At 70.4% G+C, this 23,019-nt stretch carries 19 protein-coding genes; 5 read left to right on the top strand and 14 right to left on the bottom strand.

Annotated features, from left to right (window positions below; all coding sequences use genetic code 11):
• Positions 1-218 precede the first annotated feature (218 nt).
• A complete protein-coding gene (locus tag AB0N14_RS22820) occupies positions 219-1,289 on the bottom strand; it encodes an ADP-ribosylglycohydrolase family protein (protein WP_366027537.1) in 1,071 nt (356 codons plus the stop codon).
• 196 nt (positions 1,290-1,485) lie between these two features.
• On the opposite strand from AB0N14_RS22820, the gene AB0N14_RS22815 reads away from it, so the two are divergent.
• The gene (locus AB0N14_RS22815; protein ID WP_366027546.1) at positions 1,486-2,604 is read left to right on the top strand and encodes a glycerate kinase; all 1,119 of its coding nucleotides are present in this window, start codon (positions 1,486-1,488) and stop codon (positions 2,602-2,604) included.
• 376 nt (positions 2,605-2,980) lie between these two features.
• Here AB0N14_RS22815 and pssA read toward each other — a convergent pair whose 3' ends face one another.
• From pssA to AB0N14_RS22770, 9 genes are all read right to left on the bottom strand, one after another.
• On the bottom strand, positions 2,981-3,802 hold the full coding sequence (gene pssA / locus AB0N14_RS22810; RefSeq protein ID WP_366027545.1) for a CDP-diacylglycerol--serine O-phosphatidyltransferase: 822 nt from the start codon (positions 3,800-3,802) through the stop codon (positions 2,981-2,983).
• A gap of 22 nt (positions 3,803-3,824) precedes the next feature.
• Positions 3,825-4,472, bottom strand: coding sequence for a phosphatidylserine decarboxylase (locus AB0N14_RS22805; RefSeq protein ID WP_200418028.1), 648 nt, complete (start codon positions 4,470-4,472; stop codon positions 3,825-3,827).
• A gap of 171 nt (positions 4,473-4,643) precedes the next feature.
• Entirely contained in the window at positions 4,644-5,849 is a 1,206-nt protein-coding gene (locus AB0N14_RS22800) for an acyl-CoA dehydrogenase family protein (protein ID WP_366027536.1), read from the bottom strand.
• Between the two features lie 3 nt (positions 5,850-5,852).
• Positions 5,853-6,365, bottom strand: a complete 513-nt coding sequence (locus AB0N14_RS22795; RefSeq protein WP_366027535.1) for a MaoC family dehydratase — start codon at positions 6,363-6,365, stop codon at positions 5,853-5,855.
• A gap of 5 nt (positions 6,366-6,370) precedes the next feature.
• Positions 6,371-7,336: a CoA ester lyase gene (locus AB0N14_RS22790; RefSeq protein ID WP_366027534.1), complete on the bottom strand. Its 966-nt coding sequence runs from the start codon at positions 7,334-7,336 to the stop codon at positions 6,371-6,373.
• Positions 7,333-9,378, bottom strand: a complete 2,046-nt coding sequence (locus tag AB0N14_RS22785) for a protein meaA (protein WP_366027544.1) — start codon at positions 9,376-9,378, stop codon at positions 7,333-7,335. Before AB0N14_RS22785 ends, AB0N14_RS22790 begins: the two co-directional genes overlap by 4 nt.
• A gap of 164 nt (positions 9,379-9,542) precedes the next feature.
• Positions 9,543-10,880 carry a crotonyl-CoA carboxylase/reductase gene (ccrA, locus tag AB0N14_RS22780; protein ID WP_366027533.1) on the bottom strand — a complete coding sequence of 446 codons (1,338 nt, stop codon included), beginning with the start codon at positions 10,878-10,880 and terminating at the stop codon, positions 9,543-9,545.
• A gap of 777 nt (positions 10,881-11,657) precedes the next feature.
• Positions 11,658-12,470, bottom strand: a complete 813-nt coding sequence (locus AB0N14_RS22775; protein WP_366027532.1) for a TetR family transcriptional regulator — start codon at positions 12,468-12,470, stop codon at positions 11,658-11,660.
• A 136-nt stretch (positions 12,471-12,606) separates the two neighbouring features.
• Entirely contained in the window at positions 12,607-14,412 is a 1,806-nt protein-coding gene (locus AB0N14_RS22770; RefSeq protein WP_366027531.1) for a 3-hydroxybutyryl-CoA dehydrogenase, read from the bottom strand.
• Positions 14,413-14,778: 366 nt separating this feature from the next.
• Here AB0N14_RS22770 and AB0N14_RS22765 point away from each other — a divergent pair, with 366 nt between their 5' ends.
• Entirely contained in the window at positions 14,779-15,354 is a 576-nt protein-coding gene (locus tag AB0N14_RS22765; RefSeq protein WP_366027530.1) for an adenylosuccinate lyase, read from the top strand.
• Positions 15,355-15,382: 28 nt separating this feature from the next.
• Here AB0N14_RS22765 and AB0N14_RS22760 read toward each other — a convergent pair whose 3' ends face one another.
• The 3 genes from AB0N14_RS22760 to AB0N14_RS22750 all read right to left on the bottom strand — a co-directional run bounded on the left by AB0N14_RS22760 (position 15,383) and on the right by AB0N14_RS22750 (position 18,111).
• Positions 15,383-15,796 (bottom strand): RidA family protein, encoded by a 414-nt coding sequence (locus AB0N14_RS22760; RefSeq protein WP_366027529.1) that lies wholly within the window; start codon positions 15,794-15,796, stop codon positions 15,383-15,385.
• A gap of 70 nt (positions 15,797-15,866) precedes the next feature.
• Positions 15,867-17,456: an alpha/beta hydrolase gene (locus tag AB0N14_RS22755; protein WP_366027528.1), complete on the bottom strand. Its 1,590-nt coding sequence runs from the start codon at positions 17,454-17,456 to the stop codon at positions 15,867-15,869.
• Positions 17,457-17,727: 271 nt separating this feature from the next.
• Positions 17,728-18,111, bottom strand: a complete 384-nt coding sequence (locus tag AB0N14_RS22750; protein WP_366027527.1) for a hypothetical protein — start codon at positions 18,109-18,111, stop codon at positions 17,728-17,730.
• 318 nt (positions 18,112-18,429) lie between these two features.
• On the opposite strand from AB0N14_RS22750, the gene AB0N14_RS22745 reads away from it, so the two are divergent.
• Complete coding sequence (locus AB0N14_RS22745) at positions 18,430-19,914, top strand: hypothetical protein (protein ID WP_366027526.1); 1,485 nt, start codon at positions 18,430-18,432, stop codon at positions 19,912-19,914.
• A 110-nt stretch (positions 19,915-20,024) separates the two neighbouring features.
• Here the strand turns inward: AB0N14_RS22745 and AB0N14_RS22740 are convergent, their stop codons facing one another.
• Positions 20,025-21,071, bottom strand: a complete 1,047-nt coding sequence (locus AB0N14_RS22740; RefSeq protein WP_366027525.1) for an Rv2578c family radical SAM protein — start codon at positions 21,069-21,071, stop codon at positions 20,025-20,027.
• Positions 21,072-21,267: 196 nt separating this feature from the next.
• On the opposite strand from AB0N14_RS22740, the gene AB0N14_RS22735 reads away from it, so the two are divergent.
• Positions 21,268-22,194 (top strand): alpha/beta fold hydrolase, encoded by a 927-nt coding sequence (locus tag AB0N14_RS22735; RefSeq protein ID WP_366027524.1) that lies wholly within the window; start codon positions 21,268-21,270, stop codon positions 22,192-22,194.
• A gap of 44 nt (positions 22,195-22,238) precedes the next feature.
• Positions 22,239-22,682 carry an SRPBCC family protein gene (locus AB0N14_RS22730; protein ID WP_366027523.1) on the top strand — a complete coding sequence of 148 codons (444 nt, stop codon included), beginning with the start codon at positions 22,239-22,241 and terminating at the stop codon, positions 22,680-22,682.
• The last annotated feature ends 337 nt before the right edge of the window (positions 22,683-23,019 follow it).

Raw genomic sequence — 23,019 nt, 5'->3', positions numbered from 1 at the left:
GGCACTCCCCCAAGCTCTTCGAGCAGGGGGTACCCCCAGAGCACGCACCGGACGCCGCTCCTTGACGGGCAAACGTTGCCTGCCGCGGCACTAGCGATCAGTGTCGCCGCTCAGAATCAACGGCCCCAACTCATAAGGGAGTTGGGACCTCCTGCTTGGACCCGCACGGTGCACAGCAGTCTTGATCTCGGGTCGGATTTCTGCGTCTGCCGGCCGGATCAGGCGGCCTCGGCTTCGACGAGCCGCAGGGTCCGTTCCGCCAGCTCGCTGATGCGGACACCGTCGAAGCCGAAGACGGCGCTGCGGACCGTGTCCTCCAGGGGGTCCTTCCACCGCGCGGGGATGGCTTCCGCGCCGGTGAGGACGCCCGCGACCGAGCCCGCGGTCGCGCCGTTGGAGTCGGTGTCCAGGCCGCCGCGCACGGTCAGCGCGATCGTGCGGGTGAAGTCGCCGTCGCCGTACAACAGCCCGGCCGTGAGGACCCCCGCGTTCGGAACGGTGTGGATCCAGCCGAGCCCGGCGGTCTCCCCCGATACCGCGTCCAGCGTCTCCTCCCAGCTCAGCCGGGTCTCGTGGAGCGAGATCACCCGGCGTACGGTGCGGGCGAGGCGGCTGCTCGCGGGGATCACTGTCAGCGCGGTGTCGAGGGCGTGCCGGACGGTGGGCGCGGTGAACGCCGCCGAGATCAGCGCGGCCGCCCACATCGCCCCGTACACCCCGTTCCCGGTGTGGGACAGGACCGCGTCCCGGCGGGCCAGCGAGGCGGCGCGGCGCGGGACGCCCGGGCAGGTCCAGCCGTAGACGTCGGCGCGGATCAGGGCGCCGATCCACTCCTGGTAGGGGTTGTCGTAAGTGGCCGTCAGCGGGGGTTTGAGGCCGCCCGCGAGATTGCGGTAGGCGGCCCGCTCGGCCGTGAAGGTCTGCAGATACGGCAGCCTGAGCAGCCACTGGTCACCGACCTGCTCGGTGCTGAAGCCGAAGCCGTGCGTCTCCAGCAGGTCCAGGCCCAGGACGGCGTAGTCGACGTCGTCGTCGCGGCAGCTGCCGTGGATGCGGCCGCGTACGCACTGGCGCCACTCGGGGCGCAGGTCGAGGGCGTCGCTATCGGTGGCGGGCTCGGGCAGGTAGTCGGTGAGCGGCAGCGCCGAGGCCTGCCGCAGATAACGGTCGATGCGCTCCCGCGTCCACACATCGCCCCGCTCGACCGGCTTGCCGAGCATGTTGCCGGCGATCCGGCCCAGCCAGCCGCCGAGGACGCGGTCCGCGAGATCGGTGCCCACAGGGGTCATGGCTGAAGGTCTACCCGATTCCGGGGGCGCTCGCGCGGATTCCGGGGGCCGGACGGGGCATGACGGGGCAGGTGCGGTGCGGTTAGGGTCACAGCGGCGCGACTGCCCCGGCGTGTTCGACGTGCGCGGGGCTCGGAGAGCGAGGGGATTGCAGGTGGCGGACGCTGCAGTGGACGACACGCGATCGGCACAGCGGGTGCTCATCGCCGCGGACAAGTTCAAGGGGTCGCTGACGGCCGTCCAGGTCGCGGAGCGGGTGACCACGGGGCTGCGCAGAGTCGTGCCGGACCTCGAGGTGGAGGCGCTGCCCGTGGCCGACGGGGGCGACGGGACGGTGGCCGCGGCGGTCGCGGCCGGGTTCGAACGACGTGAGGTGCGGGTCGCGGGGCCGCTCGGGCACGAGGTGACGGCGGCGTTCGCGCTGCGCGGCGACACGGCGGTCGTGGAGATGGCGGAGGCGAGCGGGTTGCAGCGGCTGCCGGCCGGGGTCTTCGCGCCGCTGACGGCGTCGACGTACGGGTCCGGTGAGCTGCTGCGGGCCGCGCTGGACGCGGGGGCGCGGACGATCGTGTTCGGGGTCGGCGGGAGCGCGACGACGGACGGGGGCGCGGGGATGCTGACCGCGCTCGGGGCGCGGTTCCTGGACGCGGAGGGGGAGCCGGTGCCGCCCGGGGGCGGGGGACTGGCGGGTCTGGCCCGTGCCGACCTGTCGGGCCTGGATCCGCGGCTGGCCTCGGTCGACCTGATCCTCGCGAGCGATGTGGACAACCCGCTGACGGGGCCGAAGGGCGCCCCGGCCGTGTACGGACCGCAGAAGGGGGCTTCGCCGGACGATGTGGAGACGCTGGACGCGGCGCTCGCGCACTGCGCGAAGGTGCTGGAGGAGGCGGTCGGCGCGCGGGCCGCGGAGTACGCGGTGGCGCCGGGGGCCGGGGCCGCGGGCGGCATCGGGTACGGGGCCCTGCTCCTAGGCGCGCGGTTCCGCCCCGGCATCGAGGTGATGCTGGACGTCCTGGGCTTCGCGCCGGCGCTGGAGCGGGCCTCGTTGGTGGTCACGGGCGAGGGCTCGCTGGACGAGCAGACACTGCACGGGAAGGCCCCGGCGGGGGTCGCGGCGGCGGCGCGAGCGGCGAGCAAGGAGGTCGTGGCGGTCTGCGGCCGCCTGGCCCTGCCGCCGGAGGCGCTGGAGAGGGCGGGCATCGGGCGGGCCTACCCCCTGACGGAGGTGGAGCCGGACGTGGCGCGGTGCATCGCGGACGCGGGGCCCATCCTGGAGCGGGTGGCGGAAAGGATCGCGCGGGACCACCTGGGCTGAGGCGGGGCGGGTTGCGTCCCGCCGCCCCTACTGCCTGTTCCTGGGGGCTGCGCCCCCAGAGCCCCGCTGGTCGGCCTACGGCCTCGTCCTCAATCGCCGGACGGGCTGAATCATGCCGACCGGGGAAAATCAGTCCCTCCGGCGTTCGAGAAGCGGGGGTCCAGGGGCTGGCCCCCGGATGGGGACTGGGGCGGAGCCCCGGCGGGGTGCGGGGGCGGAGCCCCGGCGAGGTTGAAGGGGCGCAGCCCCTGGAGGACGGGAAGGGTAGGGGCGGCGGGGGCGAGACAACCCCCAGGTACACCCCGGGCACCAATGCGGAGGGCCCCGAACCAACCCGGTTCGGGGCCCTCCGCCAAGCGCAGCGCAGCGTCGCGCGCTACGGCAACTGCGCCGCCCGCGCCTCCCGGCGGTTGTCGCGGAAGTTGTTCACCCGGCGTGCCGTGGCGAACAGCGGGATCACCGCGCCCATGACCAGCTGCAGCGCGCAGCCCGTCTGCAGCAGCAGCTGACCGCTCGGCGCGTCGAAGGCCCACGCCGCCAGCAGCCCCATCGACAGGACGATCCACGACAGCATCGCCACCGCGAGCCGGCCCCGCGGCTTCGGGTACTCCACCCGGCTCACCATCAGCCACGCCGTCCCCAGGATCGCCAGCAGCGTGGCGAAGAACGGCAGCTCCAGCAGGACGATCGAGACGACCGTCAGCGCGCCGAACGGCGACGGCATCCCCTGGAACATCCCGTCCTTCATCGTCACGCACGAGAAGCGCGCAAGGCGAAGCACCACCGCCAGCAGCACCACGATCGCGCCGACCGCCGCCACCCTCTGGTGCGCGTCGTCCGCCACCATGCCGTAGACCAGCACGAAGTACGCCGGCGCCAGGCCGAAGCTGATCAGGTCCGAGAGGTTGTCCAGCTCGGCGCCCATCGGCGACGACCGCAGCTTCCTCGCCACCAGGCCGTCGAACAGGTCGAAGACCGCCGCGCACAGCATCAGGATGACCGCCGTGGCCGCGCTGTGCCGCGCCATGCCCGCCGACTCGTCGTTGCCCGTCAGGTGCGGGATGAGGATCCCGGTGGTGGTGAAGTACACCGCCATGAACCCGCACGTGGCGTTGCCGAGGGTGAGCGTGTCCGCTATTGAGAGGCGGAGCGAGAGGGGCATCTCCTCCTCGTCGTCCACCTCGTCGGCCTCCGGCACCCAGCCGGACTGGGTATCGGGATCAATCACGGTCAAGGCGCGTCACCCCAGCCACGGTCTTCTGGCCGACCTCCACCGCGATCTCGACACCCTCGGGGAGGTAGATGTCGACACGCGAGCCGAAGCGGATCAGGCCGATACGGTCGCCCTGCTCCACCTTCGTGCCCTGCGGGACGTAGGGGACGATGCGGCGGGCTACCGCGCCGGCGATCTGGATCATCTCGATGTCGCCGAGCTCCGTGTCGAAGTGCCAGACGACACGCTCGTTGTTCTCGCTCTCCTTGTTGAAAGCGGGAACGAAACCGCCCGGGATGTGCTCGACCGACGTGACCGTGCCGGCCAGCGGCGCACGGTTCACGTGGACGTTCAGCGGGCTCATGAAGATCGCGACGCGGGTGCGGCCGTCCTTCCACGGCATGATGCTCTGCACCACACCGTCGGCGGGCGAGATGACCCGGCCCTGGGTGATCTCGCGCTCCGGGTCGCGGAAGAACCACAGCATGCCCGCCGCGAGTGCGGTGGCGGGCACGGCCACGGCCTTCGCGGCGCCGGAGCGGCGCGCGCGGGCCAGGCTGAGGGCTGCGGTGGCAACGGTCGGGAGAAGCCACGGCGATGCTCCGCGCGCGAGGCGGACCCGGCCGCGTGGTGCAGAGGTTTGGCTGTGGGGCATGGATGACCTTCGTAACGGGTGATGCCGCGCTTCAACGGGGGACGGCGGCTTTCCGGCCGATCGTACCGGTCGCGGACCACAACTGGGCAAGCCAGAAGGCCGAGTCGGCGGCCGAAGAGTGTTGACGGGGTGTGATCTTCTTCGCGAAGAAAACACCCCGTATCGGCATATCTAACCCTGGAGTCGATACTCTTCGAGCAGTCGGCGACCGATGATCATTTTCTGGATTTCGGCGGTACCCTCACCGATCAGCAGCATCGGGGCCTCACGGTAGAGGCGCTCGATCTCGTACTCCTTGGAGAAGCCGTAGCCGCCGTGGATCCGGAAGGCGTCCTCCACGACCTCCTTGCAGTACTCGGAGGCGAGGTACTTCGCCATCCCTGCCTCGAGGTCGTTTCGTTCACCGGAGTCCTTTTTGCGTGCCGCGTTCACCATCATGGCATGCGCCGCCTCGACCTTGGTGGCCATTTCCGCCAGTTTGAACTGGATGGCCTGGTGCTGGGCGATCGGCTTGCCGAAGGTGTGCCGCTGCTGCGCGTACGACACGCCGAGCTCGAAGGCACGCTGAGCGACCCCGCAGCCACGCGCCGCGACGTTCACCCGGCCGACCTCGACGCCGTCCATCATCTGGTAGAAGCCCCGGCCGGTGACCCCGCCGAGCACCCGATTGGCCGGAATGCGCAGGCCGTCCATGATGAGCTCGGTGGTGTCGACCCCCTTGTAGCCCATCTTGTCGATCTTCCCGGGGATGGTGAGGCCGGGGCGGACCTCGCCGAATCCGGGCTCCTTCTCCACGAGGAAGGTCGTCATCGACTTGTGGGGCGCGGTGCCCTCGGGGTGGCCTTCGTCACTCCGGACGAGAACGGCGACGAGCGAGGACGTGCCACCGTTCGTCAGCCACATCTTCTGGCCGGTCAGGACGTACTCGTCGCCGTCCTTGACCGCCTTCGACGTGATCGCCGACACATCGGAGCCGAGCCCCGGCTCCGACATCGAGAAGGCGCCCCGGATCTCGCCGAGCGCCATCTTCGGCAGGAAGTAGTCCTTCTGCTCCTGCGTGCCGTGCTGTTTGAGCATGTACGCCACGATGAAGTGCGTGTTGATGATGCCGGACACCGACATCCAGCCCCGGGCGATCTCCTCCACGCACAGCGCGTAGGTCAGGAGCGACTCGCCCAGACCCCCGTACTCCTCGGGGATCATCAGACCGAACAGGCCCAGCTCCTTGAGCCCGTCGACGATCTGCTGCGGGTACTCGTCGCGGTGCTCCAGCTCGGTCGCGACCGGGATGATCTCTTTGTCGACAAAATCACGGACCGTCGAGAGGATCTCCTGCTGGACGTCGGTCAGACCGGCGGTCTGGGCGAGACGGGCCATGGCCTACTTCTCCTGCTGCTTCAGTTCCGGGCGGCCGGGCTGCTCGCCGCCGCGCTCCTTGATGTACGTCTCGGTCGGCACCATCACCTTGCGGCGGAACACGCACACGAGGGTGCCGTCCTGCTTGTAGCCCTTGGTCTCGACGTGGACGATGCCGCGGTCGTTCTTCGACTTCGAGGGCCACTTGTCGAGCACGGTCGTCTCGCCGTAGATCGTGTCGCCGTGGAAGGTCGGCGCCACGTGCTTGAGCGACTCGATCTCCAGGTTGGCGATCGCCTTGCCGGAGATGTCCGGCACGGACATGCCGAGCAGCAGCGAGTAGATGTAGTTGCCCACGACGACGTTCCTGCCGAAGTCCGTCGTCTTCTCCGCATAGTTCGTGTCCATGTGGAGCGGGTGGTGGTTCATGGTGAGGAGACAGAACAGGTGGTCGTCGTACTCGGTGACCGTCTTGCCCGGCCAGTGCTTGTACGTCGCCCCGACCTCGAACTCCTCGTAGGTCCGTCCGAACTGCATGCCGCTCACGCCTCCGGGATCTCGAACTTGCTGGTGCGCTGCATGCCGGCGGCGCGCCCCTTGCCCGCGATGACCAGGGCCATCTTGCGGCTGGCCTCGTCGATCATCTCGTCGCCGAGCATCGCGGAGCCCTTCTTGCCGCCCGCCTCGGACGTGTAGTAGTCGTACGCGTCCAGGATCAGCTCGGCGTGGTCGTAGTCCTCCTGAGAGGGCGAGAACACCTCGTTGGCGGCGTCGACCTGACCCGGGTGGAGCACCCACTTGCCGTCGAAGCCGAGCGCGGCGGCGCGGTCGGCGACCTCGCGGAAACCGTCGACGTTGCGGATCTGCAGGTAGGGGCCGTCGATCGCCTGGAGGTTGTTGGCGCGGGCGGCCATGAGGATCTTCATCAGGATGTAGTGGTAGGCGTCCGCCGGGTAGCCGGGCGGCTGCTCGCCCACGACCAGCGACTTCATGTTGATCGACGCCATGAAGTCGGCCGGGCCGAAGATGATCGTCTCGATGCGCGGGGACGCCTGCGCGATCGCGTTGACGTTGTTGAGGCCCTGGGCGTTCTCGATCTGCGCCTCGATGCCGATGCGGCCGACCTCGAAGCCCATCGTCTTCTCGATCTGCGTGAGCAGAAGGTCCAGGGCGACGATCTGCTCGGCGCTCTGCACCTTCGGCAGCATGATGCAGTCGAGGTTCGGGCCCGCGCCCTCGACCACCGTCACGACGTCCCGGTACGTCCACTCGGTCGTCCAGTCGTTGACCCGGACCACCCTGGTCTTGCCCGTCCAGTCGCCCTCGTTGAGGAACTTGACGATGGTGTGCCGCGCCTCCGGCTTGGCGAGCGGCGCGCACGCGTCCTCCAGGTCCAGGAAGACCTGGTCGGCGGGGAGGCCCTGCGCCTTCTCCAGGAAGCGGGGGTTCGAGCCCGGCACGGCCAGGCAGGAGCGCCGCGGGCGAAGGCGGTTGACAGGCGTGGTCATGCGGGGACCTCCAGGGGGTCGAGCTTGTTCGCTTTCCGGATCTCGTCGACGATACGGCCGATGATCCCGGTGATGTCGAAGTCCTTCGGGGTGAAGACCGCGGCCACTCCAGCGGCCCTGAGCTGCTCGGCGTCGCCGTTCGGGATGATCCCGCCGGCGATCACCGGGATGTCGGCCGCGCCGGCCTCGCGCAGCCGCTCCAGCACGTCCGGCACCAGCTGGGCGTGCGAGCCGGACAGGATGGACAGGCCCACCGCGTGGACGTCCTCGGCGAGGGCCGCGTCCACGATCTGCTCGGGAGTGAGCCGGATGCCCTGGTAGACCACCTCGAACCCGGCGTCACGGGCCCGCACGGCGATCTGCTCGGCGCCGTTGGAGTGCCCGTCCAGGCCCGGCTTGCCGACCAGGAAGCGGAGCTTGCCGACGCCGAGGTCGCGGGCGGTGGCGTCCACCCTGCGGCGCACCTCCGCCAGCTTGGTGCCCTCCTCGGCGGCCACCGCGACGGGCGCGGAAGACACGCCGGTCGGGGCGCGGAACTCGCCGAACACCTCGCGCAGGGCCCCGGCCCACTCGCCGGTCGTGACCCCGGCGCGGGCGCACTCCAGGGTGGCCTCCATGAGGTTCTCGGTGCCCTTGGCGGCCTCCTTCAGCCGCTCCAGCGCCTTGCAGGGGCGCGGGTGGTTGAAGGGCGGCTGGTAGCGAGTGTCACGCCAGCGCTGCAGCGACTCGATGACACGGGCCTCGACCGCCGGGTCGACCGTCTGGATCGCGGTGTCCAGGTCGGCCGTCAGCGGGTTGGGCTCGGTCCCCTCGAATATGTTGACGCCGACGATCTTCTCCTGGCCCGACTCGATACGGGCCCGGCGCGCCGCGTGCGAGGCGACCAGCTGCGACTTGAGGTAGCCGGACTCGACGGCGGCCATCGCGCCGCCCATCTCCTGGATGTGGTCGATCTCGGCGAGCGCCGCCTCGACCAACTCGCCCACCTTCGCCTCGATCACCTTCGAGCCCTCGAAGATGTCGTCGTACTCCAGCAGGTCGCTCTCGTACGCCAGCACCTGCTGGATGCGCAGCGACCACTGCTGGTCCCAGGGGCGGGGCAGGCCCAGCGCCTCGTTCCAGGCCGGAAGCTGCACGGCACGCGCGCGTGCGTCCTTGGACAGGGTGACGGCCAGCATCTCCAGCACGATCCGCTGGACGTTGTTCTCCGGCTGCGCCTCGGTCAGGCCGAGCGAGTTGACCTGGACGCCGTAGCGGAAGCGGCGGTGCTTGGGGTCCTCGATGCCGTACCGCTCGCGCGTGATCCTGTCCCAGATGCGGCCGAAGGCCCGCATCTTGCACATCTCCTCGACGAAGCGGACGCCCGCGTTCACGAAGAAGGAGATACGGCCGACGACATCACCCATGCGCTCCTGCGGCACCTGGCCGGAGTCGCGGACGGCGTCGAGGACGGCGATCGCGGTGGACATCGCGTACGCGATCTCCTGGACCGGCGTGGCGCCCGCCTCCTGCAGGTGGTAGCTGCAGATGTTGATCGGGTTCCACTTCGGGATGTGGGAGACCGTGTACGCGATCATGTCCGTCGTCAGGCGGAGGGACGGTCCCGGCGGGAAGACGTGCGTCCCGCGGGACAGGTACTCCTTGACGATGTCGTTCTGGGTCGTCCCCTGGAGCTTGGTGATGTCCGCGCCCTGCTCCTCCGCGACGACCTGGTAGAGCGCCAGCAGCCACATGGCCGTGGCGTTGATGGTCATCGAGGTGTTCATCTGCTCCAGGGGGATGTCCTGGAACAGCCGGCGCATGTCACCGAGGTGCGCGACGGGGACCCCGACCCGGCCGACCTCGCCGCGGGCGAGGATGTGGTCGGGGTCGTAGCCGGTCTGCGTCGGCAGGTCGAACGCCACCGACAGACCCGTCTGTCCCTTGGCGAGGTTGCGCCGGTACAGTTCGTTGGACGCCTCGGCCGTGGAGTGACCGGCGTAGGTCCGCATGAGCCACGGCCGGTCCCTGTCTTTTTGCGCCTGCGGCGCAGGGCGCTGTATGCCGGTGTCGACGTTCCTCGGCCCGCGGTCGCTGCGCTCCCTTGTCTTCGTCTCTTTCGCAGCATCCACCAGCGGCTCAGCCGCGGGCGGCGCGCCCTGCGCCGCAGGCGCGGTCTCCCGCCTTTCGGCGGGTTGACGCTCAGTCATGGAAGACCTCCGTCGCCTCAGACGTTCCGGAAGCGGTTGATCGCGTCGATGTGCTTGGCGCGCATCTCGTGGTCGCGCACGCCCAGGCCCTCCTCGGGCGCGAGGCACAGGACGCCGACCTTGCCCTGGTGGACGTTGCGGTGGACGTCGTGGGCGGCCTGGCCGGTGTCCTCCAGGGAGTACACCTTCGACAGCGTCGGGTGGATCTTGCCCTTGGCGATGAGCCGGTTGGCCTCGTACGCCTCGCGGTAGTTGGCGAAGTGCGATCCGACGATCCGCTTCAGCGACATCCACAGGTAGCGGTTGTCGTACTGGTGCATGTAGCCGGACGTGGAGGCGCAGGTGACGATCGTGCCGCCCTTGCGCGTGACGTACACCGAGGCGCCGAAGGTCTCGCGGCCGGGGTGTTCGAAGACGATGTCGACGTCCTCGCCGCCCGTGAGGTCACGGATGCGCTTGCCGAAGCGCTTCCACTCCTTGGGGTCCTGGGTGTTCTCGTCCTTCCAGAACCGGTAGTCCTCCGCGTTGCGGTCGATGATCAGCTCGGCGCCCATCTTGCGGCAGATCTCCGCCTTCTGCGGCGAGGAGACGACACAGATCGGGGTGGCGCCGCCCGCGAGCGCGAACTGCGTGGCGTACGAGCCGAGGCCGCCGCTCGCGCCCCAGATCAGGACGTTGTCGCCCTGCTTCATCTGGGCGCCGTTGCGCGAGACGAGCTGTCGGTACGCGGTGGAGTTGACCAGGCCGGGAGCCGCGGCCTCCTCCCAGCTCAGGTGGTCCGGCTTCGGCATCAGCTGGTTGGACTTGACCAGGGCGATCTCCGCGAGGCCGCCGAAGTTCGTCTCGAAGCCCCAGATGCGCTGCTCGGGGTCGAGCATGGTGTCGTCGTGCCCGTCGGGCGACTCCAGCTCGACGCTCAGGCAGTGCGCGACGACCTCGTCACCGGGCTTCCAGGCGTTGACGCCGGGGCCGGTGCGCAGGACGACGCCCGCGAGGTCGGAGCCGATGATGTGGTACGGCAGGTCGTGCCGCTTGGTCAGCGGCGAGAGCTTGCCATAGCGCTCGAGGAAGCCGAACGTCGACAGGGGCTCGAAGATCGAGGTCCACACCGAGTTGTAGTTGACCGAGGAGGCCATGACGGCCACCAGGGCCTCGCCCGGGCCGAGCTCGGGCAGCGGGACCTCGTCCACGTGCAGTGACTTGCGGGGGTCCTTGTCGCGGGTGGGCATGCCCGCGAACATCTCCGTCTCGTCCCTGTGCACGGTGACCGCGCGGTAGGACTCGGGGAGGGGGAGGGCGGCGAAGTCGGCGGACGTGGCGGTCCCCGACTGAATGGCGTCCAGGATGTCCTTCACGGTGGTGCCTCCGGCGAATGGCGTCTTGAGGGGAGACGCTGAGGGTTACGTCGGTGTGCTGCTGCTGGTGCGAGGGGTGCCGTCGGTTCGGCGGAGGTGGTGCTGGGCAGCGCTTTGTGGCGCGGAAGTTGCCTGTGACGCAGGCGTCCGGGCGCGCTCGCCGAAGGGCTTGCGGGGACAGCCGACGTACGAAGGGTCTCTGCACGCCGGCCGCCCGGACACCATCACCGTATGGCACCCCGTGTCACCCCGCAAGGCACTGGGTGCCAGAAAGTCCACTCAGATGAAATCTTTACGTAACAAATGAGCGATGATCGATCAAAGCTACTGTTGAGTAGACGCCAGGGAGACCCAGGTCGCAGCAGGTCGGGCCAGGCAGGCCGGGTAGGGCGGCCCACGGGTCGTCGGAGCGGCCCGCGGGCCGCCGGGACGAGGGAGTCCGACCGCGACCCCGACCGTCTCCGCCAGGGCCGCATCGAGGCGATCGCGCGGGCGGCACGCCCGTATCTGCCGGGGGCCGACTGGGACCGCCGGGAGCAGGAGTGGATGGGCCCGGCCCGATGGCCCGGGACGGGCTGCCGCAGGCCGGCCCGGTGCCCCGGCATCCGCGAGGTGGGCGCTCGCCGCCGGGCACGACATGCCGGGGACTGAGGCCGGGCCCGGCGACGGGGCGCCTGGTGGTGCAGACGGTGACCGGGGGAGCGGACCCGGAGCCGGCGGCGCGCCTCGCTCCGAGCCGCTCCCTGCGCCGCGGCCGGCCCGTGGAACGAGCTGGGGTTACGAACGTTCCTTGAGCGCCTGCTCGATGGTGCGCATGACCTCGTCCAGGGGCGCGTCCGTCCTGGCCACGGTGACCAGCACCTCCCCGTGCGTGGTCGCGGAGGTCTTCGCCGTCCGGGGCGAGGTGTCCCGCCCGGCCCCGATCCCCGTTCCGAACGTCTTGCGGACGATCGCGAAGGCGTGGTCCAGCTGCGCCTCCACGTCTCCCTGGCCGCCCGCGCGCAGCCAGCGCCGCAGTACGTGGTTGTGCGCGGTGACCACCGCTGAGGCGGCGACCTCGGCGAGCAGCGGGTCGTCGTTCGCGTCGTCGTCGTGCGCGTGCTCGTCGAAGTGGCCGAGGAGATAGCGGGTGAAGAGGCGCTCGTAGCGGGCGACCGAGGCGATCTCCGCCTCGCGCAGCGTCGGCACCTCGCGGGTCAGCTTGTAGCGCTGCACGGAGATCTCCGGCCGGGCCGCGTACATCTTCATGACTTCCTTGATGCCGCGGCACACGGTGTCGAGCGGGTGCTCGTGGGCGGGTGCGGCGTTGAGCACCGCCTCCGCCCGGATCAGGGTGTCGTCGTGGTCCGGGAAGATCGCCTCTTCCTTGGAACGGAAGTGGCGGAAGAAGGTGCGCCGGGCGACCCCCGCGGCTGCCGCGATCTCGTCGACGGTGGTCGCTTCGTACCCTTTGGTGGCGAACAGCTCCATCGCCGCGGCCGCCAGTTCCCGGCGCATCTTGAGCCGCTGGGCGGCGGCGCGAGAGCCGGCGGCACTCTCCGGCGCGTCGGGCGTAGCTGGTGTACGTGAGGACTTGGCGGGCTGGGACATGACCCGAACGTACTGCATCTGCGCAGGATGGTGCGCATGTCCCGGGTTCCCCCCGCCCCGCGCGGGCGGGGGGTGACCGGCCGGGTCGAGCAGTCCACCCCAGTCGGCGCCGCCGTGGAGCCGGTCGCCGCGCCGGTCAGCGCTTGGCATATTCGCGGAAGCCGCGGCCGGTCTTGCGGCCGAGGCAGCCCGCGGCCACCAGGTGTTCCAGAAGCGGCGCGGGGGCCAGGCCGGGGTCGCGGAACTCCCGGTGCAGCACCTTCTCGATGGCGAGCGAGACGTCGAGTCCGACGACGTCGAGCAGTTCGAACGGACCCATCGGGTAGCCGCCGCCCAGCTTCATCGCCGCGTCGATGTCGTCCAGGGACGCGTAGTGCTCCTGCACCATCTTCACGGCGTTGTTCAGATACGGGAACAGCAGCGCGTTGACGATGAATCCGGCGCGGTCGCCGCAGTCGACGGGGTGCTTCCTGATCGAGCCGCACAATGCGCGCACTGTCGCGTGGACGTCCTCCGCCGTCAGCACCGTGCGGACGACCTCGACCAGCTTCATGGCCGGCGCCGGGTTGAAGAAGTGCATGCCGATCACGTCCTGCGGGCGCGAGGTGGCGCGGGCACAGGCGACGACGGGCAGCGAGGAGGTGGTGGTGGCGAGGATCGCGCCGGGCTTGCAGACCTTGTCGAACGTGGCGAACAGCTGCCGCTTGACCTCCAGGTCCTCGGCGACCGCCTCCAGGGCCAGGTCCACGTCCGCGAAGTCGTCGTAGGAGCCCGTCGGCCGGATCCGGTCCAGCGTCTGCGCGGCCGCCTCCGTGGTCATCCGGCCCTTGTCGACCGAGCGCGCCAGCGACTTGCCGATACGGGCCTTGGCGGCCTGGGCCTTCTCCTCGGTTCGGGCCGCGAGCACGACCTCGTACCCGGCCTTGGCGAAGACCTCGGCGATCCCGGACGCCATCGTGCCCGAGCCCGCGACACCGACCGAGCGGACCGTGCGACCCGGGACGAGGGAGTCGTCCTCGAGGGGGGTCAGCGCGTCGCGGACGACGACCGGGCTGTTGGGCGCCTCGTAGGTGTAGAAGCCGCGTCCGGCCTTGCGGCCGGTCAGGCCCGCCTCGCTGAGCTGCTTGAGGATCGGCGCGGGCGCGTGCAGACGGTCCTGGGAGGCGGCGTACATGGCCTCCAGGACCGTGCGGGCGGTGTCGATGCCGATCAGGTCCAGCAGGGCGAGCGGGCCCATGGGCAGCCCGCAGCCCAGCTTCATCGCGGCGTCGATGTCCTCGCGCGAGGCGTACTTGGACTCGTACATCGCGGCGGCCTGGTTCAGGTAGCCGAACAGCAGGCCGTCGGCGACGAAACCGGGCCGGTCGCCCACCGCGACGGGCTCCTTGCCGAGGTCGAGGGCGAAGTTGGTGACCGCGGTGACGACCGCGGGCGCGGTGAGCACGGACGAGACGATCTCCACCAGCCGCATCGCCGGGGCCGGGTTGAAGAAGTGCAGTCCGAGGACGCGCTCGGGGCGGGCCGAGTCGGCGGCGAGCCGGGTCACGGAGAGGGCGTTGGTGCCGGTGGCGAGGATGGTGTCCGGGCGCACGATGTCGTCGAGGGCGCGGAAGACCTGCTGCTTGACCTCGTACGACTCCGGGACCACCTCGATCACCAGGTCGGCGTCGGCGGCGGCCCGCAGGTCGGTGAAGGTGCGGAAGCGGGCGAGGGCGTCCTCGCGTTCCCGCTCGGTCATGCGGCCGCGGCTGACGGCGCGGGCGGTGGCGGTCTCCAGGGTGGCGACGGCCTTCGAGGCTGCGGCCTCGTCGATGTCGATGCCGACGACCTCGCGGCCGACCCGGGTGAGCACCTCGGCGATACCGGTGCCCATGGTGCCGAGGCCGACGACGGCAACGGTCTTGAGCGGGGACAGGGGGGTGTCGGAGAAGGGAGTGGCCATCGCGGGACTCCAGGAAATGAGGGTGACGACTGAGGGAGCGCACCTGGGTGCGCCGAGGGCGCACCGCAGGGCGGAGAGTGCGGGTGCTTGCCGGGCTGACGAGCGCACACGCCCGGCGCCGTGTCACGGACGTGCACACGCCCGGAACGGCGATACCGACCGGCCCTGTCCCGGAGCCGAGTCGTACTGAGGTACGGGATGTACCGAACCGACCAGCACTCACGACGGCTGCGTCACCAGGCCGCCGCGAGTCTCGCGAGTGGGTAACTCGCTCGTCTGAGCTTAACCGGCGGGTAACGAGCGCGCCAGCCCTCGGGTTTGTGATCTGGGTCCCGCCGTACCGGCCGCGCGCCTAGGCTCGGGAGCATGGACGAAGCGTTGCGATCACTCACTGAGCGTGTGCGGGCCGAGAGCGGCGGGTCCCCGGCCTGCGAGCGGCTGGTGGCGACCGGTGACCTGGACGAGCTGGCCGCCGTGCTGACCGAGTCGGGGCAGCCGCTGTGGGCCCGGGAGCTGGCCGCCTTCCGGCTCGGCGTCACGGGCGACCGGCGGTCCTTCGAGACACTCGTCCTGCTGCTCAACCACCGCGACCCGCAGCGCTGCGCGTCGGCCGCCCACGCCCTGGCCCGGCTCGGAGACCCGCGCACCGCCCGTGCGGCGGCCGCCCTCGCCACCAACGAGCTCCGCGTCGCCTACGCCCTCCATCCCGTACGCCTGCTCGTCGAACTGCGCGCCCCCGAGGCCGTGCCCGCGCTGATCACCACGTTGCAGCGCCGTCTCCGCCCGCACGATCCCTACCGCAAGGTGGCGCTCGCCTGCGTGGAGGGGCTGGGCGCACTCGGCGACCCCCGCGCCAGACCCGTCCTGAACGAGGCCCTCGCCCACCCGGTCCTGGCGGAGGCGGCGGTCCACGCACTGGCTCGCATCCCCGGCGGGCGGTGACCACCGCGCGGGACCATCGAGCCACGGATCAGCCCGCCACGATCGCGTACGCCTCGATCGCGTACGCCTCGATCTCCATCAGGAACACCGGGGGCACCAGGGCCGCCACCTGCACCGCCGACGACGCGGGCAGCCGGTCGTCGGGTATGTGCGCGGCGCGGGCCTCGCGGGTCGCGGGCATATATCCCATGTCTGTCACGAAATAGGTGAGTTTGACGACGTCGTCGAATGTGGCTCCGGCGGCCCCCAGGCAGCGGCGCAGGTTCTCGAAGACCTGCCGGGCCTGTGCCGCCGGGTCGCCTTCGCCGACCGGTTTGCCGTCCTCGTCCAGGGCGAGTTGGCCGGAGATCGCGACGAGTCGGCCGGTGCCCATGACGACGTGGGAGTAAGGGGCGGCGGGGGCGACCCCGTCGGGGGCGGGAATCCTGGTCAGCTCGCTCATGGGTCCATGGTGGACCACGGGTCTGACAGTGACCTCCCACGCCCCCGACGGGCGCCGCCCCCCCGGCCGCTCAGCCGTGGAAGCCCAGCAGCCCGTGCAGCGTCGAACTGTGCTCCGCTCCGGACGCCTCCGGCGACGCGGGCTTGCCGGTCAGCGGCTTGGGTTCGGGGAGCTTCTGGCACACCGCGTCGATGTCGCCGGCGCCGCGCGGCACCGTACCGTCGGCCAGGTAAGCCGCCAGATGTCTGTCCAGGCAGGCGTTCCCGCTCAGAGTGACGCCGTGGTTGCCGCCGCCCTGTTCGACCACCAGGCTGGAGTCGCGCAGCAGGTGATGCGCCGTCAGCCCCCCCTGGTACGGTGTCGCGGCGTCGTCGGTCGCCTGGAACAGCAGCGCCGGCGGCAGCGCGTCGTTGGACACGTCCACCGGCCGCAGCGATTCCGTCGGCCAGAACGCGCACGGCGCGTTGTACCAGGCGTTGCTCCAGGTCATGAACGGCGCCTTGGCGTACACCGCCCATGTGTCCGCGCGCCACCGCGACCAGTCGCGCGGCCAGGAGGCGTCACGGCACTGCACCGCGGCATAGACGGAGTAGTTGTTGTCCCCGGAGGCGTCGACCGCGCCGTAGCGTTTGTACGCCTCGACCAGCGGATGGGGGTCCTTGTCGTTCACATAGGCCGCGAACGCCTCGGCGAGGTGCGGCCAGTAGCCGTCGTAGTAGCCGCCCGGCATGAAGGTGTCCTCCAACTCCGAGGCACCCACCTTCTTCTCGGCCGGATTCATGGCCAGCGCCGCCCGCATCGCCCTCCACTTGACCTCGACGACGGCCGGATCGGTGCCGAGCCCGTAGGCCGCGTCGTGTCGCGCCACCCATGCCAGGAACGCCCGGTGACGGTCGTTGAAGGCGTAGTCCTGCCGGATGTTGTTCTCGTACCACACCCCCTCGGGGTCGACAATGGAGTCGAGCACCAGACGGCGCACCCGCTGGGGGAAGAGCTTCGCGTAGACGGCGCCCAGGTAGGTCCCGTACGAGTAGCCGAAGTAGCTGACCTTCTCGGCCCCCAGCGCCTGCCGGATCGCGTCCAGGTCGCGCGCGGTGCTCACCGTGTCGATGTACGGCAGCACGTCCGCGTACTTGGTGGCGCACGCCCGGGCGAAGGAGGCGACGCGGGCCAGGTTCGCCTTCTCCCGGGAACGGGTGAGGGGAATCGTGTCCGGGCGGACCGGGGCGAAGTAGCCGGGCGTGCAGTTCAGGGCCGGCTTGCTCTTTCCCACGCCCCGCGGGTCGAAGCCGATGACGTCGTACTGCGCCGCCACCACCTTGGGCAGCGAGGAGGCGACGTATCCGGCGAGGGCCAGACCGCTGCCTCCGGGCCCGCCGGGGTTGACCAGCAGCGGTCCCTGATAGGTCTTCGCGGTGTGCGGAACGCGGGACAGCGCCAGGGTGATCTGCTGTCCGCGCGGGTTGGCGTGGTCCAGCGGCACCGTGACGGTCGCGCACTGGAGCGTCGGATACTTGGTGGTGCCGCACTTCTTCCAGGTGAGGGGCGCCGCCGGTGCGGTGCCCGTGGTGCGCGGTGTGCTCGCGTCGGCAGGGACCGCGGTGAGCATCCCGGCCACCACCAGGGCGGCGCCGCACAGCACGGCTGCGCGGTGTGTCATGTCGGACCTCCCAGGACGGAGGGGTTCGGACCACGAGTGCCGGGTCCTCGCCGCATCGTGCCGGAAAGGCCGTCCGGAAGAGCGTTGTTCAGGTTGCGGTTGACCCGATTGGGCCGCGCAAGCCGCTCGTATGCGCGTCGATCACAGGAGCGACAGCTGCGGCGGGCCGGTCACCGTGGGGTCCGCCGCCACGGCCTCGGGCCGGCCGACAGCTCGCCCGACCGCCAAGGGCCCAGGGCAGACGGCATGCTGCCCTGGGCCTCACGTTCGGTCAGCAGGTTGCCGCGCTGGAAATGCGCACGGCGTCGAGCTGTCCGCCGGAGACGTTGAAAGTGCTCTGCGGCGGGAGGCACGCGGTGGAGCCGCCCACCCAGCGGATGTACGCCACGTCGTCATGCCGGGTGTTCACCACGCTGAGCGGTGCACTCGGCTTCGACGGCAGGGCCTGCCAGCCCGCCGTCACGTCCTTGAACCGGCCGATGACGGATCCGCTCCTGATGAAGCAGACGTACGGGTAGGAGCAGGTCGCTGTGGCGCTCTGCTCCGCTGCCCGAGCTGTGACGGTTCCGCCCGCCAACAGGGCCCCCGTCGCCGCCAGCACGGCCGTGGCCGCGCGAAGTCTGCCGACTCTCCCGGTCGTATCGATCGATTTCATGGTGTTCCCCCTTCTGGTCATTGGTCATGACGATGTATAGGGGAAGTGCTGTGAGTGCAATAGGTGTCAAACAGGCCATGCTGCTCCGCGGCGCCCAGAAGGTGCTGCCGACGATCCCGGGGTGGGCTGCGGACGGGTGACGGCGGGCACGCGATCGCCCGCGCGTCCCGGTCGCGGTCTCCGGTGGTCCACCACCGATTCCGGGCCGAATGCCGCATGCGCGCCGTGCCCTTCAGCCTCGACTATGCTCTATGCGTTTTTGCATGTTTGGCATGCTCCAGACGATAAATGTTTCGGCTCGCTTCATGGAAGGTGCGCGTGGCGTCCCCAGGAAGATTAAGACAGCTGGCCGTGGTCGCGGCCGCGGCCGCCCTGTTCGCCGGGCTGACGGGACAGCCGGCGACGGCGGCGGACACACCCACGGTGACGCAGCTGACGCTCAGCGGCGACCAGTTCAAGATGACGGACACCAGTTACGTCGCCGCGACGAACAACCTCTACAACAACTACCTGACGGACCATGCCGGTCTGACGGACGTCATCACCACGAACTACACCACGAACTCGTCGGGCGCCACCGACTCCTGGCTGAACCTGCGTTCGATGCGAACCTGCTCGGGCAACGAGACCAAGGCGCTGCCGCCGGTGACCACCAAGGTCGCCTGGTGCTGGTCGTCGGCGCACGGCGACGACACCACCCAGCACTGGTACCCGCAGGGTCTGAGCACCACCGGTACGGCCGACGGCAGTGACGGCGCGGTCCAGGGAGACCACGTCGCCGCGGTCTCCTGGCACTACGAGACGCTGTCCGGGGAGACCTCCAGCGGCTGCAAGACGGACAACCTGCTGAAGCTCACCTTCATCGACCGTGACACCGGCAAGTACCGCCACGTCCTGCTCGCCGAGCCGACCAGCACCTCGTCGAGCGCGTCGAACTTCAAGTTCGTCACGGGCCATGGCGGTGGCATCGTCTGGTACGCCAACTACATCTACGTCACGGACACCGCACACGGCATCCGGGTGTTCGACATCAACAAGCTCGCCAAGGTCGACGACTACGGCTCCGGCGTCAGCACCTACGGCATCAGCGGCGGCCGCTCCAGCGCGTGCGGCTACCCGTACGTCCTGCCCGAGGTGCACTACTACCAGCAGTCGGGCACACCCACCGCGTGCGACTCCGACGCGAACGCCGGCAGCCTCGACCTCGACCACCTGTGCTACTCCTGGCTCTCCCTCGACAAGTCCGGCGGCAGCCCGTACAAGCTGGTCACCGGCGAGTGGTACGGCGGCGTCGACGGCGGCCGCATGGTGCGCTACCAGCTCAACCCGACGAGCTCCTCGACCTACCCGGGGCTGCTCGACATGTCCAGCGGCAAGACCGTCATCCAGGACGCCTACGCGGCCTCCCGCTACCGGGGCCTGCAGGGCGGCATGACCTGGACCGACGACCGCGGCGTGCTGAACTTCGCCTTCCACAAGGGCTGCGGCACCCAGCCCGGCGTGTACTCCCACACGTGGCTCGGCGACACCAGGGCCGGGACGACCTGCGCGGCCGGCGGCAACTGGGCGGCCGGGCCGCCGCAGGCCCTGAGTTACTGGCCGAAGCTCGACGCGACCCAGGTCGACGAGCTGTGGGGGCTGACCGAGGGCATCTGCTACAGCCCGAGCGACCCGCGCTACGACGAGCACACGCCGACGAGCACGCTGGACGCCTGCTACGGCTACAACGGCTCGACGACCTCGTCCCTGCGCACGGTCTTCGCCGTCGGCTTCACCGACCCGGCGGTCCAGGGCCTGCACTGACCTGACGCACGTCGGGCGGGCCCGTTCCCGGCGTCAGGTGGCGCCGGGAACGGGCCCCGCAAAGCTCGCCGGACCGGCATGGAATCAAGAGGCGCTCGTATGTGCGTCGATCACAGGAGCGAGAGCTGCGTCGGCCCGGTCGCCGTCGGCTCCGCCGCAACCGGTTCGGGCTCGGGCCGGCGGATCCTGCGCGGCATCCCGGGGCGCGTCGGGCCGATGCCGTACTCCTGGGCCAGTTCGTGCACCTGGCCGGTGATCCGGCGCTGGTACCACTTCGGGGCGTAGGCGCCGTCCGCGTACAGCCGTTCGTAACGGCGTACGAGGTACGGATGCCGGCGCTCCAGCCAAGCCATGAACCATTCGCGCGCGCCCGGGCGCAGATGCAGCACCAGCGGGGTCACCGAGGTCGCCCCGGAGGCGGCGATCGCCCGTACGGTGGCACGGAGTTGGGCCGGGTCGTCGCTCAGATAGGGGATCACGGGGGCCATCAGGACACCGCAGCCGATGCCGTGCTCGCCGAGCGTGCGCACGACGTCCAGCCGGCGCTCCGGGGCGGGGGTGCCCGGCTCGACGGTGCGCCACAGTTCCTGGTCGGTGAAGCCGACGGAGACGGAGATGCCGACGTCGGTGACCTCGGCGGCCTGTTTCAGCAGGTCGAGGTCGCGCAGGATCAGGGTGCCCTTGGTGAGGATCGAGAAGGGGTTCGCGTGGTCGCGCAGCGCCGCGATGATGCCGGGCATCAACCGGTAGCGGCCCTCGGCCCGCTGGTAGCAGTCGACGTTGGTGCCCATCGCGATGTGCTCGCCGTGCCAGCGGGGGGAGCCGAGGTGGGTGCGCAGCAGTTCGGGTGCGTTGACCTTCACCACGATCTGGGTGTCGAAGCCGAGCCCCGTGTCGAGGTCGAGGTAGCTGTGCGTCTTGCGGGCGAAGCAGTACACACACGCGTGTGAGCAGCCTCTGTACGGGTTGACCGTCCACTCGAAGGGCATGCGGGAGGCGCCCGGCACCCGGTTCACGATCGAACGCGCCCGCACCTCGTGGAAGGTGATGCCGCGGAACTCCGGGGTGTCGAAGGTGCGGGTGGTCACCGCGTCCGCGTCGAACAGCGCGGCGCCCCGGGCCGCGGCGGGGTTCTCGGCCAGATGATCCCAGCGCATGGGCGCCTCCTCGGTAGCACTGGGCCACAGAATAGAACACACGTTCCCTTGATCGCGATGTGGATTCGGTCGCAGATTCGAATTAGGCGAAGGTCGACCCCGACCTGCGGCTTTCCGGGGCAGGCAGTCGCGCGCCGCGCGCAGGACGTCGGCGCGCCCCTCACCCCCGTGGCTCCGTCTGCGTCATAACAGAGGGATGCAGCAGCCGAGACCGCCGGGGAGCCTCTCCACGGGCGTACGTCACCTCACCCTGGAAGCCGCGGGCGTCACCCTGTCCTGCCTGCTCGCCGAGGTCCCGGACGGCGAGCCGCGCGCCACCGTGGTCGCCCTGCACGGCGGCGGCATGACGGCGGGCTACTTCGACGGGAAGGCCCACCCCGACCTGTCCCTCCTCAGCCTCGGCGCGCGCCTCGGCTTCACGGTGCTCGCGGTGGACCGGCCCGGCTACGGGCTGTCCGCCGGCCGGCTGCCCGACGGGCAGACCCTCGCCGAGCAGGCCGAGGTGCTCCAGGCTGCCCTGGAGGCGTTCGCGGCGCGGTATGCCACCGGAGCGGGCTTCTTCCTGCTGGCGCACTCCTACGGCGGCAAACTCGCCCTCGTGACGGCCGCGCGCGCCGACGGCCTGCTCGCACTGGACGTCTCCGGCTGCGGCCACCGCTACGGCGTCGAGCCCGCCGAGCTGCTCGAGATCGGGCGCGGCGCGCACCGGGGGCGCAACTGGGGTCCGCTGTGGCTGTATCCGCCGGGGACGTTCCGCTCGATCGGCTCGCTCATCGCTCCCATGCCGGTCCGCGAGACCGCCGAAGTCGCCCACTGGCCCGCGCTGTTCGAGGACCTGGCGCCGCGCGTCCGGATCCCCGTGAGGCTGACCTTCGCCGAGCACGAGGCGTGGTGGCTGCACGGGGAACGGGACCTCGCCGACCTCACCGCGCGCCTCGCCGCGGCACCCGTGGTCCGCGTCGAACGCCAGCCTGCGGCGGGCCACAACATCAGCCTGGGCTGGGCGGCGCGCGCTTACCACCTGCGCGCGCTCGCGTTCTTCGAGGAGCGCCTGTCGGTGTCCGCAGAGGATGAGCGGCAGTCGACGGCACGGGTGCGGTCCGGGGCCACGCCCCGGGTGTGATGGGATGGCGCACACCCCATCACACGTACAGGAAGAGGAGGGTCATGGCGCAGGTCGAGGCCACCACGGAGCGGACCATCGCGGCGGACGCGGAGACGGTGTTCGACGCGCTCGCCGACTACAGCGGCACCCGCGCGCGGCTGCTGCCCGAGCAGTTCAGCGAGTACGAGGTGCGCGAGGGCGGCGACGGCGAGGGCACCGTCGTGCACTGGAAGCTCCAGGCCACCAGCAAGCGCGTCCGTGACTGCCTGCTGGAGGTCAGCGAGCCCACCGACGGCGAACTCGTCGAGAAGGACCGCAACTCCTCCATGGTCACCACCTGGCGGGTCACCCCGGCCGGTGAGGGCAGGTCCCGGGTCGTCGTGACCACCACCTGGAAGGGCGCCGGCGGCATCGGCGGCTTCTTCGAGAAGACCTTCGCGCCCAAGGGCCTCGCCCGGATCTACGACGCGATCCTCGCGAAGCTCGCCGCCGACGTGGAGAAGTGACGGGGCGTACGGCGTCGGGCGCGAGCGGCGGGAGTCCGTTCGCGCCGCCATGACTCCCTGTGCGCTCCGGGGGGCTCGGGACCGGTGTCCCGCTCCCCGGAGCGCACGCCGTCAGCCGACGGGCTGATTCTCGCGCTCACCGTTTCGAGTGGTTTTCCGCGGGGCGCGGTGGTGCGCCGTAGCGCTCCGACCGGCGCATACCTTCCGCGGCCCGTCTCACGGGTGGCTCGTCGCGCTTGATCCCTGTTGTCGCGCAATGCGAGAAATGTGCGGCGCAGACGCGACGAGGGGAGCGGTACGTGGGCGGGACGACTGCGGTGGACGTGGACGACGAGCG

This window comes from Streptomyces sp. NPDC051104 (genome assembly GCF_040682835.1).
GTDB lineage: Bacteria > Actinomycetota > Actinomycetes > Streptomycetales > Streptomycetaceae > Streptomyces > Streptomyces cynarae.
This window is presented reverse-complemented; position numbering and strand designations above follow the sequence as displayed.